We start from the raw sequence: 12,371 nt of genomic DNA on the forward strand, positions 1-12,371 counted from the left end.
TCGTCCGCGTACCGCCCCCGCGTGTCCGTCACACACCAGCGCATTCTGGTACGCCAGCGCACGGTCACGCGGTCAGCTCACACCACACGACCTTGCCGCTTCCACGCGCCTGCCGACCGCGCCCTGTGAGCCGATAGCAGTCCCATGCGTCCGAACACTCGCTCACCAAGCGCAGCCCCCTTCCGCTCTCCCCGGTGAGATCCCACTCCCCCACCCCCGGCGGATCAGGAAACTGCGGACTGGAGTCCCGCACACTGATCCGCAGCACCCCTGCGCGCCAGGAGATCCGCAGCGAGGCCGGCCCTCTCGCGTACCGGTAGGCATTGCTGGCCAACTCCGAAACCAGCAGCTCAGCGCGGTCGGTGAGCTCGATGGGGCCGTGGGCGCGCAGCACGGTGCGGACGGTGGCCCGCGCGACGCTCGGGGCGAGGGGGCTGTGAGGAAGGTGCAGCGTGTATCGCCATGTGCCGAGCGGGGCCTGCGGGGTGACCGCGGTCGGGGCGACGGAGGTTACGGCCTGGGCGGTTGATGCTACTGAGGCATCGACGATCATGGGATTTCTCCTCTGCGATGGGCGATGTGACGCCGCACGAGGCGCCAACCGGTGGCACCGCCGTACTCGGGAGTTCCCGAGCAGCGATGCACTTCCGGACGCAGAGCGCAGGTGATCGGTTCATTACCGAGGGTAGTTGGCTATCCGGTTCCACATTGCCGAGCCGGACGCGCCGAATCCCATCCCTCTCCTCGGCCCAAGCCGCCCCACTTACCCCCCACACCTCACCCTTCACCGATTCCCAGCACAACCACCGGAACCACCAGCCCGCAGCGCCCCATCCGCTGCCCTCAACGCGCCACTCAACGGCGCCCAGCGCCCTCCCGCACCCTTCGCAGCATTGGCCACCAGTGACCATTCGTAGCTATTAGTGACCATTGCTGAGCGCTGCTGAGCGCCATTGGTCATCGCTGTACGCCGTCCATGACCGCTCTCGCTGCGGTGCGCCAGCGCGCCCCCGAGCCACGGCGGCGCTGGGGCCCCGCTGAGGGCCCGGAGCCCTGCTGAGGGCACCCGGCACACCCCGCACCCGCTGGGCAGATGGGCCGCACCAGCGGGCCGACCGGGAGATTAGCGGTTACTGGGGAAGCCCAGGTCCACGCCACCGTCCTCCGGGTTCGGCCAACGGGTGGTGATCACCTTGCCGCGAGTGTAGAAGCGGACGCCGTCGTTGCCGTAGATGTGGTGGTCGCCGAAGATCGAGTCCTTCCAGCCGCCGAAGGAGTGGTAGCCGACCGGAACCGGGATGGGCACGTTGACGCCGACCATTCCCGCCTGGACCTCCATCTGGAAGCGCCGGGCGGCGCCGCCGTCGCGGGTGAAGATGGCGGCGCCGTTGCCAAACGGCGAGGCGCTGATCAACTCGACCCCCTCCTCATACGTGTCCACCCGCAGCATGGACAGGACCGGGCCGAAGATCTCGTCACGGTAGGCATCCGATGTGGTCGAGACCTTGTCGAGCAGGGAAAGGCCGATCCAGTGGCCGTCCTCCAAGCCCTCGACCGTGAAGCCGGTGCCGTCCAGGACGACATCGGCACCCTGCGCACTCGCACCGCGCACATACGAGGCGACCTTGTCCCGATGCGCCTTGGTGATCAACGGGCCCATCTCGGACGCCGGATCGTCACCGGGCCCAATCTTGATCTTTGCGGCGCGCTCGGTGATCTTCTCGATCAGCGGGTCGGCGGTGGAACCCACGGCGACGATGGCGGAGACGGCCATGCAGCGCTCGCCCGCGGAGCCGTAGGCCGCCGAGACCGCCGCGTCTGCCGCCGCGTCCAGGTCGGCGTCGGGGAGTACCAGCATGTGGTTCTTCGCGCCGCCGAGCGCCTGCACCCGCTTCCCGTTCGCGGTGCCGGTGGCGAAGATGTGTCGGGCGACCGGGGTGGAGCCGACGAAGCTGACGGCAGCGACATCCGGGTGCTCCAGGAGGCGGTCCACGGCCACCCGATCGCCGTTGACGATGTTGAGCACACCGTCCGGCAGGCCGGCATGCGCCGCTAGCTGGGCCAGCTTGTAGGCCGCTGACGGCACCTTCTCACTCGGCTTGAGCACGAAGGTGTTGCCGCAGGCGATCGCCAACGGAAACATCCACATCGGCACCATGGCGGGGAAGTTGAACGGCACGATCCCCGCGACCACGCCCAGCGGCTGCCGGATCGAGGCGACATCCACCCGCGTGGAGACCTGCGACGACAGGTCACCCTTGAGCAACTGCGGGATACCACACGCGAGTTCCACGATCTCCAGGCCGCGCGCCAACTCGCCCAGCGCGTCCGAGTGCACCTTGCCGTGCTCGGCGGTGATCAGCAGGGCGAGCTCGTCGCGGTGCGCGTCGAGCAGCTCGCGGTACTTGAAGAGGACAGCGGTGCGCTGCGCCAGCGAGGAGGTACCCCAAGTGGCATACGCGCCCTTCGCCGCCGCGACGGCCGCGTCCACCTCTGCCGCCGAGGCGAGGGCGACGCGGGTGGTCTGGACGCCGGTCGCCGGGTCGGTAACCGGCCCGTACTCGCCGGACGTGCCCTCCACGGGCTTGCCGCCGATCCAATGGTCGATGGTCTTCATGGGTGCGGAACCTTTCTTGCGAGACGGCACGCGGATACGCGGGCGCAGCGCGGACACGGACACGGACACGGCAACTTCGGGTGGTGCGGGTGGTGCGGGTGGTGCGGGATGTACGGGTTGCTGCGGGTGCTGCGGGATGTACGGGTTAGCGCGGGAGGTGCGGACGGTTGCGAGGCGGGTTGTCCGGGCAGCGGGGCCCGCGCCCCGATACCAGCGAAGTGGGCGCCGGACGTCGTCACAAGTAGGGGCATGGGTCACAAGTGGTGGCGGCGGGTGGCCACTTGACGCTCGTACTCCTTCCGCGCCTCGATCGCCGCTGGCCTCGTTGCCGCCTCGGCGACTGGAACATCCCACCACGCCTGGGCGCCCGGAGCGCTAGACACTGTGTCGGCCGTTTCGGTCTCCACATAGACACATGTGGGCCGGTCGGAGCCGCGAGCCGTGGCGACCGCGGTACGTAGCTCACCGACCGTCGCCGCGCGCAGCACCTCGATGCCCAGGCTCGCCGCATTGGCGGCCAGATCGACCGGCAGCGGCCGACCCGTGTACGTACGGTCGGCGGCCCGAAAGCGGTACGCGGTACCGAACCGCTCGCCACCGGTCGCCTCGGACAGGCCACCGATGGAGGCGTAGCCGTGGTTTTGGATCAGCACGATGTTGATGTTGACGCCCTCTTGGACCGCGGTGACAATCTCGGTGGGCATCATCAGATACGTACCATCGCCGACCAACGCCCACACCGGCCGGTTAGGGGCTGCAAGGCGGACACCGATCGCGGCCGGGATCTCGTAGCCCATGCAGGAGTAGCCGTACTCCAGGTGGTATTGGCGCGGGGAACGAGCGCGCCACAGCTTGTGGAGGTCGCCGGGGAGCGACCCGGCCGCGTTGATCACCACGTCCTGATCGCCGACGACCCCGTCGAGCACACCGAGCACCTGTGTCTGCGTGGGCCGCGCAGCCTCGTCCGGTGTGGCGTACGCGCGCTCGACGACCTCCTCCCAACGGGCCCGGCCCGCCGCGTACTCCCCCTCGTACTCGCTGGGCACCCGGTGCCCGTGCAGCGCGTCGGCAAGCGCCTCAAGGCCCGCGCGAGCGTCGCAGGCCACCGACAGTGCGGCCAGCTTGTGCCCGTCGAAGTCGGCGATGTTGAGGTTGACGAAGCGGACGGCGGGGTCCGCGAACAGCGTCGCCGATGCGGTGGTGAAGTCGGAGTAGCGCGTACCGACGCCGATGACGAGGTCGGCGGTACGGGCGAGGTCGTTGGCGACGGCGGTGCCGGTATGCCCGATGCCGCCGACGTCGGCCGGATGGTCATGACGCAGCGAGCCCTTGCCGGCCTGGGTGGACGCCACCGGGATGCCGGTGGCGTCGATGAACGCGCGCAGCGCGTCCTCGGCCTCGCTGTGGTGGACGCCGCCACCCGCGATGAGCAGGGGCCGCCGGGCGGCCCGTACCGCCTGCGCTGCGGCGGCCAGCGCGGCGGCATCGGGCGCAGGCCGGCGAACGTGCCACACCCGCTCGGCGAAGAATGCCTCGGGCCAGTCGTACGCCTCGGCCTGCACATCCTGCGGCAGCGCGAGGGTCACCGCGCCGGTCTCCACCGGGTCGCTCAGCACCCGCATGGCCTGAAGGGCGGCGGAAATCAGCGCCTCGGGGCGGGTGACGCGGTCGAAGTAGCGGGAGACGGGACGCAGCACGTCATTGACGGAGACGTCGCCCGCGTACGGCACTTCGAGCTGCTGGAGCACCGGGTCGGCGGGCCGGGTGGCGAAGGCGTCGCCGGGCAGCAGGAGCACCGGCAGACGGTTGATGGTGGCCAGCGCCGCGCCGGTGACGAGGTTGGTGGCGCCGGGGCCGATGGAGGTGGTGACGGCCTGCGCGGCGAGTCGGTCCGACTGCCGCGCGAAACCGACTGCGGCATGCACCATCGCCTGCTCGTTACGGCCCTGGAGGTACGGCATAACGGCGTCGCCGGTCTCTAGCAAGGCCTGCCCGATCCCAGCCACGTTGCCGTGGCCGAAGATGCCCCAGCAGGCGTTGATCAGACGATGCCTGCGACCGTCGCGCTCGGTGTGCTGCACGGCCAAGAACTCGATCAGGGCCTGCGCCACGGTCAGGCGTCGGGTGCTCATCGGGCGTCTCCTGTCGGCGGGCTGGCTGATCTGGCTGGGCTGGCTGGGTTAGCTGAACTGGCTGGGCTCGATGGACTGGACAGGCTCGGCGGGTGGCCCCCCGGGCGTGGGGCGGTGTAGAAGGGGAGTCGGGGATCGACGGGCTGCTCGGGCCAGGTACCCCGAATCCAGGCGTGGTCGGGGTGATCGCGGATCAACCAGGCACGCTCGGCGCCGGGCCCTGCCATGACGTTGAGGTAGTACAGGTGATGGCCCGGGGCGGCGATGGATGGACCGTGCCAGCCGTCAGGGATCAGCACGGCATCGCCGGTACGCACCTCGGCGAGCACGTCGGTCTCCCTGCCCGGCCCGGAAGGCGTCACGCGCTGGTAGCCGAGCCCGGGTGTGCCGTGCGCGTCGGCGATCTCGAAGTAGTAGATCTCCTCCAGCTCAGACTCCTCGCCAGGACGGCACTCATCGTGCTTGTGCGGCGGGTAGGAAGACCAGTTGCCGCCGGGGGTGAGCACCTCAACGGCGATGAGCTTGTCGCACGCGAACACCCCGGCCGCACCGAAGTTGTTGACCTGCCGGGAGCAGGCGCCGGTACCGCGCAACTCCACCGGGACGGCGGAGGCCGGCCCGTAGCGGGCAGGCAACGCCTGCTCACAGCGGGCCCCCGTCAGCGCGAACCGGCCCCCCGCCACACTGGTGATGCGGGCGTGGGCATCGCGCGGCAGATACGCGAAGTCGGTGACGCCGCTGAATACGTTCTCCCGGCCGTGCAGGTCGAACACGTCCGCACCAGTGGACACCGTGCAACCACCGGACAGCGGCAGCACGATCCACTCACTTTCGCCGGTGACCAACTCGTGTGTACCGCCGGGCGGCAGGTCGAGCACGCGCAACGAGGAGTAGCCCCAACCCGCGCGCTTGGGGTCAATGGCGAGGGAGTACGGGCCATCGGCCGCGCTATGGGCCGGTAGGTGAAAACTTTGTGGGGTGGTGGCGGTCATGCGATCAAGTCTCCTGCGGAAGGCGGCGGTTACAGCAGTCCTACGGCGGTGTCCACGGCGGCGGCGACATCTCCATCCGCCGGATAGAGCAATGAGCGACCGACCACAAGGCCCTGGACGGTGGGTAGCTTCAGCGCGTGCCGCCACTTTTCGTATGCCCGCTCCTGGTCCTTGACGTCCTTGCCCACGTCGCCACCGAGCAGGACGGCGGGCAGCGTCGAGGTCTCCATGACCCGCGCCATGTCCTCCGGGTCATCGGTGACCGGCACCTTGAGCCAGGTGTACGCGGAGGTCCCGGCAAGCCCCGAGGCGATGGCGATGGACCGGGTGATGGCGTGGGCGCTCAGATCGTTGCGCACCCTCCCCGCGACCCGGCGGGAGATGAACGGCTCCACGAAGACCGGCAACCGGTGCGCCGCCATATCGTCGATGGCCCGTGCGGCGGAATGCAGAGTGTCGAGCGAGCCGGGGTCCTCGTAGTCGATGCGCAGCAGCAGCTTCCCTGCGTCGAACCCGAGCCGGGCCACATCCTGGGCACGATGACCCGTGAACCGGTCATCCAGCTCGAAACCCGCCCCCGCCAGCCCGCCTCGGTTCATCGAACCGATCGCGACCTTGTCCTCCAGCGCGCCGATGAGCAGCAGGTCCTCCAGGATGTCGGCGGTGCCGAGCACTCCATCAACGCCGGGCCGAGAGAGCGCAAGGCACAGCCGTTCCAGCAGGTCCGCCCGATTGGCCATGGCCAACTCACGGCCCCCGACCGCTAGCGCCCCCCGCGCCGGATGGTCCGCGGCGATGATCAAAAGCCGCCCACTGGTCCCGATCAACGGCCGCCTGGCCCGGCGCCCAGCGGCCTCCTCAATGGCCTCGGGATGCCGAGTCCGCACCTTCACGATGTCGGAGATACGGATAGTCAAGGGAAAGCTCTCTCTCGCTGGTCAGGGGCGCGGACCAGGACCGCCGCCGGGGACCGGCGGTACTGGCGCGGGCGGTGCGGACGGTGCTGGCGGTGCTGGCGGTGCTGGCGGTGCTGGCGCTAGTCGGACGGGAACGGGCCGTATGGGAGGGGCGGCATGGGAAGGGGCGGCAGGAGGTGCGTGGCCGCCGCGGCGGGGGTGCGGGAGCTCCAACCGACGGGTGCACGGCGGCAGGTGCACGGCGACAGGTCGGCAATTGGCAGGGGTCCGGGCGGGCAGGGGTCCGGGCGGGCAGGGGTCCGGGCGGGCCGTCCCGGGGCGATGGCTCGGCGGCCGAGGTGGTGCCGGGCCGCGACGAGACACCGCCGGGGCCATGCGTCGCCGGGTCGGAAGCGACAAGTGGTCCACACGGCGCTCCTTGTATGCCTCAACCCGCTTCTGACCTGGTCCGACGGTTAACTCCCGTCATGATCGCTGAAGGAGATCCGCCACCTCCTTCGGCGTTGGCATCGCGGATGAACACGCCAGCCGAGAGGCGACCAGGGCACCTGCCGCATTGGCATGGCGCATGGTGCGCTCCAACTCCCAGCCGGCGAGCAACCCATGGCACAGCGAGCCGCCGAACGCATCTCCCGCGCCCAGCCCGTTGACCACCTTTACGGACACGGATGGCATCTCGACGGTGGTGCCGTCGCGGTGCACGGCCAGGACGCCCGCCGGGCCCTGTTTGACGACGGCAAGCTCGACACCGGCGTCAAGGAGCGCGCGGGCCGCCGCGTGCGGCTCGCGCTCGCCGGTGGCGATCTCACACTCATCGAGGTTGCCGACTGCGACGGTGGCGTACTGGAGCGCTTCGGCGTAGTACGGCCTTGCCTCCTGCGGGTCTCGCCAGAACATCGGCCGCCAGTCAAGGTCGAAGATGGTGGCGGTCTGGACGGCCGGGGCCGAGCTGGCGACGGTGCTCCCGGACTGGTCCGCGAAACGTGCGGCGAGCGCGGCAAGCGTTGCCGTGCGGCTGGGCTCCGCGCACAGACCGGTGCCGGTCATCCAGAAGACCCGTGCCGCGCGCACCGCGTCCACATCGAGCTCGTGTGGATGAATTTCCAGATCGGGGGCCTTGGGCTGGCGGTAGAAGTACAGCGGGAAGTTGTCGGGCGGAAAGATTTCGCAGAAGGTGACCGGTGTCGGGTACTCCTCGACACCGGTCACCCATCGGTCGTCCACGCCGAACTCACGCAACGCCTGGTGGATGTACGCGCCGAACGGGTCCTCACCAGTGCGGCTAATCACCGCGCTCCTGCGGCCGAGTCGGGCTGCCGCCACCGCGACATTGGTCGCAGAGCCGCCGAGGTACTTCCCGAATGTCTCCACGTGCTCCAACGGCACGCCGATCTGCAACGGGTAGATATCGACTCCGATGCGGCCCATCGTGATCAGGTCGTACGGCTCCGTCATGCTCGCCCCTTCGTTACAGCCAGCAAACTCAGCAACAGGTCTAATCGCGACGCCCACAACCTGTCAATAGTTTGTCCTGACATAAGAACGCACCGCTTGCGCACCACTTGCCCATTTGACCTTACATCCTTATGTCAGGACTAAGTCTTGACAGTCATGGAGGCGACGGGAAAGCTACCCACCAACCCCCGCCCACCGATACGCACCCGGCCCCGCGAAGGGAATCCCACGATCCGGTCACGACGACCGGCGAAAGGAGAGCGCCATATGGCCGCTGCCCACCAGCCCCTCACCACCGCCCTAAACCGCATCCGGGTCGGGTCAGCGCCCGACTCCTGGGGTGTCTGGTTTCCCAGCGACACCCAACAGACGCCGTGGCGGCGCTTCCTCGATGAGGTGACCGAGGCCGGATATGAGTGGATCGAACTCGGCCCCTACGGCTATCTGCCCACCGACCCCGCCCGACTGACCGAGGAGACCGCCCAACGCGGCCTCAAAGTCTCCGCCGGCACCGTTTTCACCGCGCTGCATCGCGGACCGGCCGTATGGGATGCGACTTGGGACCACGTCGCGCAGGTGGCCGCGCTGACGCGGGCCATGGGCGCCCGCCACCTCGTGGTCATCCCCGCCTTCTGGCGCGATGACAAGACCGCCGAACTCATCGAGAGCCCGGAACTGACCGTGGCCCAATGGCACGAGCTGACCGCCGGCATGGAGCGCCTTGCCCACCAGGTGCGCGACCGCTACGGCCTGGACATCGTCGTCCACCCGCACGCCGACACACACATTGACGGTGAGGAGAACGTGACCCGCTTCCTCGACGCCACCGACCCCGAACTGGTCAGCCTGTGTCTGGACACCGGGCACTACAGCTATTGCGGTGGCGACAGCGTCAAGCTGATCGAAACCTACGGCGAGCGGATCGGCTACCTGCACCTCAAACAGGTCGATCCGGTGATCCTCTCGGACGTGGTCAAAAACGAGATTCCGTTCGGCCCCGCCGTGCAGCGTGGCGTGATGTGCGAACCACCGGCCGGAGTACCCGCTCTGGAACCGGTCCTCATCGCTGCCCAGGGCCTTGGCATCGACCTGTTCGCCATCGTGGAACAGGACATGTACCCCTGCCCACCCGACCAGCCGTTTGCGATCGCCCAGCGCACCCGCCGCTATCTGCGCGGCTGCGGCGCCTGACCCATCGTCCGCGCCACACCGGATGGCACGATCACACCAGTCACAGCAGCTGCACCAGCACCTGTGCGTACCCCGTACGCCCCCGTCCGCACCGCAGAGGAGTAAGAGCACATGCCGCAGCAGGGAACGCTCGGGGTCGCCGTCATCGGCACCGGCCGCATGGGCGCGGACCACGTACGCCGCATCGACGAGGTCACCAACGGGGCCCGGGTCGCCGCCGTCGTGGACATCGACGCGGAGCGGGCCAAGTCGATCGCGGACCGCATCGAGGGCTGCTCCGCCTATACCGAACCTGCCGCGGCCATGGCCTCCCCCGACGTGGACGCCCTCCTCATCGCCTCGCCCGGCCCCGCCCACGAAGCCGCGGTGCTCCAAGCGTTCGAGCATGACCTGCCCGTGCTCTGTGAGAAGCCGCTGACTCCGGACGCCGCGTCCGCGCTGCGGCTCATCGAAGCGGAGCAACGCCTGGGCCACCGCCGTGTACAAGTCGGCTTCATGCGCCGCTACGACGCCGACTTCACGCGGCTCAAGTCGCTCTTGGACGCGAAGGAGTTCGGCCGCGCCTTGATGCTGCACTGCCAGCACCGCAACGCCTCCACTCCCCCCGGCTTCACCAGCCAGATGATGATCAACGACTCGGTTGTGCATGAGATCGATACCACCCGCTGGCTGCTCGACCAGGAGATCACCGCCGTCACCGTGCTCCGGCCCACCCCCTCCACCGCGGCCCCTCAAAACCTGAGCGACCCCCAACTGGTGCTCTTCGAGACCTCCGGCGGCGCGGTCGTCGATGTCGAGATCTTCGTCAACTGCGGTTTCGGTTACCAGGTGCGCTGTGAGGCGGTCTGCGAGACCGGCAGCGCCCGGGTCGGCGAGGAGTCCGGGTTGCTCACCAGTTCCGCGGGACGCTGGGGCGGAGCCGTCCCCCAGGACTTCGTGGACCGCTTCGCGGACGCCTACGACCGGCAAGTACAGCGCTGGGTGGACGCCACCCGGCGCGGCGAGATCGAGGGCCCAAGTTGCTGGGACGGCTACGCCGCGGCAGCCGTCTGCGAGGCAGGCGTCAACGCCCAGGCCATCGGCCGGCGCACCACCGCAGAACTGATCGAACGCCCCGCCCTCTACCGCTAGCCTTGCCCGCCTCCCCCCACCACCGCACCCCAGCCCTCGCACCAGACCCCCCGGCCCCGCTCGCGCCCTGACCGACCTTGGCCTGTCCCACGGCCTGTCCCACGGCCTGTCCCACGGGCTCCGCCGCCTCACGCGAGTCGCCCCCACCCCACCCCACTGCCGACGCCTCCCGGCGATGGGGTGTCTCCCGCGTGCCGCCGGAGCGCGATGAGCTACCCCGTCTTCGTGAGGCAGACAACGAGTTCCTTGGGGACGCCGGGCCTTCCGGTGGTGATCGACCCCCCAGGCCCCAGCCCGGTGTGCTGCCCAGTCGGGCTGAAGGGCATCGTCTCGATCGTCTTCTGCGTGCGCTAGCCGCCGCAGGCCAAGGGCATGGCGCTGGAAGAACCGGCGGAGAGCCTGCACCGGGCCGCGCCGGCCGCACCCGGCACCACCCACGGTGCTCATCCCTCGCCACGCAGCACGAACCCCCCACTCATACAGACGGGAACACACCCCATGCGCATCGGATTCCTTGGCGCTGGACGGATCGGCTCCTTCCACGCCGCCACACTGGCCGCCATGGACGGAGTCAGCGACTTGGTGATCGGCGACGCGGACGGCACCCGGGCCACCATGCTCGCCCAGGCCATCGGCGCCCGGGCGGTGGCAACGGTGGATGACGTCTTCGCGGCACGGCCCGACGCCATGGTGATCGCCACCGCGACCGCATCGCACGCCCACCTGATCACCCGCGCGGCCCGCGCCGGGCTGCCCACCTACTGCGAAAAGCCCATCGCGCTGGACCTGGCGGGGACCATCGGCGCGCTGCGTGAGGCCGAGGCAGCAGGCACTTTGTTGCAGCTGGGGTTCCAGCGCCGGTTCGACGCGGGTTACCTGGCGGCGCGACAGGCCGTGCAGCAGGGCGCGTTGGGGCGGCTGCACACCATCCGCGCCATCACCTCGGACCCAACACCACCGCCGCCCGAGTTCTTGCCCCTGTCGGGCGGTCTGATCCGGGACTGCCTGGTGCACGACTTCGACGCCGTGCGGTGGCTGACCGGACGCGAGGTGACCGAGGTATTCGCCACCGGCTCGGCGTGCGGCGCCGAGTTCTTCCGCACGGCGGGAGATGTGGACACCGCTGCCGCGCTGCTCACCCTCGACGACGGCACACTGGTCACGGCGACCGCCACCCGCTACAACGGCGCCGGCTATGACGTCCGCATGGAGCTCTCCGGCGAACGCGACCAGCTCGTGGTCGGCCTGGGCGACCGCACCCCCTTCTCCTCCGTCGAGCCCACCGGAGCCCCCGCCCCGCAGCACCCATGGACCGGCTTCCTGGATCGGTTCGACGCCGCCTACCGGGCGGAGTTGGCCGCCTTCGTGCAAGCCGCGCGTGGTGAAGCGCCGAACCCGTGCTCCGGCCAGGAGGCGTTGAACGCCCTGCTGGTAGCAGAAGCTTGCGAGCTTTCGCGTCATGAACACCGCCCCGTTCGCCTTACCGAGATCCAGCAACGCATGCCTGATGTTTCATAACTTCTATCGCTTTACCGTCACAATCGTCACGCTTACGCTGTTCTTCCGTCACAGACCATCAACAGGCGTTCGCTGATGGTCACTCAGCGTCGTTCACCGGGCACAGCTCAAGTGATCAACGACAGCCGCACCTCGGTTCCCCGACGGTCTCCCCCGACGTGGCCGCGGTGCCCCTAGGAGGCGCGAGAGATGACTGATCGCAGGCTCTGGTCGTACAAGGAGATCGCCGCACACATCGGCGTCCAGACAGACACCGTGCGCTCCTACCGGAAGCACGGGCTACTGCCAGCCCCTGATGTCGTGGAGGGCACGAAGCCCTACTGGTTCGCGGATACCATCCGGGCCTGGGTTCTGCGCAGACCGGGCAACCGGTCCCGCCGCGACTCCTAGCGTCCGGCTCAAGGCCGCAACCGGCGGC

10 protein-coding genes are annotated in these 12,371 nt (G+C 69.1%); 4 read left to right on the forward strand and 6 right to left on the reverse strand.

The annotated features are described in order from the left end of the window. Nucleotides 1–64: 64 nt before the first annotated feature. The 6 genes from FHS42_RS10070 to iolC all read right to left on the reverse strand — a co-directional run bounded on the left by FHS42_RS10070 (nt 65) and on the right by iolC (nt 8,113). A complete protein-coding gene (locus FHS42_RS10070; protein WP_184571179.1) occupies nt 65–553 on the reverse strand; it encodes an ATP-binding protein in 489 nt (162 codons plus the stop codon). A 570-nt stretch (nt 554–1,123) separates the two neighbouring features. Further along, on the reverse strand, nt 1,124–2,617 hold the full coding sequence (locus FHS42_RS10075) for a CoA-acylating methylmalonate-semialdehyde dehydrogenase (RefSeq protein WP_184571181.1): 1,494 nt from the start codon (nt 2,615–2,617) through the stop codon (nt 1,124–1,126). Nucleotides 2,618–2,871: 254 nt separating this feature from the next. Further along, complete coding sequence (gene iolD, locus FHS42_RS10080; protein WP_184571183.1) at nt 2,872–4,749, reverse strand: 3D-(3,5/4)-trihydroxycyclohexane-1,2-dione acylhydrolase (decyclizing); 1,878 nt, start codon at nt 4,747–4,749, stop codon at nt 2,872–2,874. Continuing rightward, nucleotides 4,746–5,741, reverse strand: a complete 996-nt coding sequence (gene iolB, locus FHS42_RS10085; protein ID WP_184571185.1) for a 5-deoxy-glucuronate isomerase — start codon at nt 5,739–5,741, stop codon at nt 4,746–4,748. The genes iolD and iolB overlap by 4 nt, the downstream gene beginning before the upstream one ends. Before the next feature lie 29 nt (nt 5,742–5,770). Continuing rightward, the gene (locus tag FHS42_RS10090; RefSeq protein WP_184571187.1) at nt 5,771–6,658 is read right to left on the reverse strand and encodes a Cgl0159 family (beta/alpha)8-fold protein; all 888 of its coding nucleotides are present in this window, start codon (nt 6,656–6,658) and stop codon (nt 5,771–5,773) included. Between the two features lie 465 nt (nt 6,659–7,123). Then, the gene (gene iolC, locus FHS42_RS10095) at nt 7,124–8,113 is read right to left on the reverse strand and encodes a 5-dehydro-2-deoxygluconokinase (RefSeq protein ID WP_184571189.1); all 990 of its coding nucleotides are present in this window, start codon (nt 8,111–8,113) and stop codon (nt 7,124–7,126) included. 267 nt (nt 8,114–8,380) lie between these two features. Between iolC and FHS42_RS10100 the strand changes: the two genes are divergently transcribed. The 4 genes from FHS42_RS10100 (at nt 8,381) to FHS42_RS10115 (ending at nt 12,343) form a co-directional block, all read left to right on the forward strand. Beyond that, complete coding sequence (locus FHS42_RS10100; protein ID WP_184571191.1) at nt 8,381–9,304, forward strand: sugar phosphate isomerase/epimerase family protein; 924 nt, start codon at nt 8,381–8,383, stop codon at nt 9,302–9,304. Between the two features lie 111 nt (nt 9,305–9,415). Further along, on the forward strand, nt 9,416–10,435 hold the full coding sequence (locus tag FHS42_RS10105; protein ID WP_184571193.1) for a Gfo/Idh/MocA family protein: 1,020 nt from the start codon (nt 9,416–9,418) through the stop codon (nt 10,433–10,435). A gap of 498 nt (nt 10,436–10,933) precedes the next feature. After that, a complete protein-coding gene (locus FHS42_RS10110) occupies nt 10,934–11,953 on the forward strand; it encodes a Gfo/Idh/MocA family protein (protein ID WP_184571195.1) in 1,020 nt (339 codons plus the stop codon). Nucleotides 11,954–12,142: 189 nt separating this feature from the next. After that, nucleotides 12,143–12,343, forward strand: a complete 201-nt coding sequence (locus FHS42_RS10115) for a helix-turn-helix transcriptional regulator (protein ID WP_184571197.1) — start codon at nt 12,143–12,145, stop codon at nt 12,341–12,343. Nucleotides 12,344–12,371: the final 28 nt, after the last annotated feature.

Origin of the sequence: Streptomyces zagrosensis (genome assembly GCF_014203645.1) — a bacterium.
GTDB classification, from domain to species: domain Bacteria; phylum Actinomycetota; class Actinomycetes; order Streptomycetales; family Streptomycetaceae; genus Streptomyces; species Streptomyces zagrosensis.

What these genes read in the sequence shown, in the direction of transcription:
- iolB (WP_184571185.1), bottom strand. Translation starts at nt 5,741, where the DNA reads ATGACCGCCACCACCCCACAAAGTTTTCACCTACCGGCCCATAGCGCG.
- FHS42_RS10100 (WP_184571191.1), top strand. Translation starts at nt 8,381, where the DNA reads ATGGCCGCTGCCCACCAGCCCCTCACCACCGCCCTAAACCGCATCCGG.
- FHS42_RS10110 (WP_184571195.1), top strand. Translation starts at nt 10,934, where the DNA reads ATGCGCATCGGATTCCTTGGCGCTGGACGGATCGGCTCCTTCCACGCC.
- FHS42_RS10115 (WP_184571197.1), top strand. Translation starts at nt 12,143, where the DNA reads ATGACTGATCGCAGGCTCTGGTCGTACAAGGAGATCGCCGCACACATC.
- FHS42_RS10070 (WP_184571179.1), bottom strand. Translation starts at nt 553, where the DNA reads ATGATCGTCGATGCCTCAGTAGCATCAACCGCCCAGGCCGTAACCTCC.
- FHS42_RS10105 (WP_184571193.1), top strand. Translation starts at nt 9,416, where the DNA reads ATGCCGCAGCAGGGAACGCTCGGGGTCGCCGTCATCGGCACCGGCCGC.
- FHS42_RS10075 (WP_184571181.1), bottom strand. Translation starts at nt 2,617, where the DNA reads ATGAAGACCATCGACCATTGGATCGGCGGCAAGCCCGTGGAGGGCACG.
- iolC (WP_184571189.1), bottom strand. Translation starts at nt 8,113, where the DNA reads ATGACGGAGCCGTACGACCTGATCACGATGGGCCGCATCGGAGTCGAT.
- iolD (WP_184571183.1), bottom strand. Translation starts at nt 4,749, where the DNA reads ATGAGCACCCGACGCCTGACCGTGGCGCAGGCCCTGATCGAGTTCTTG.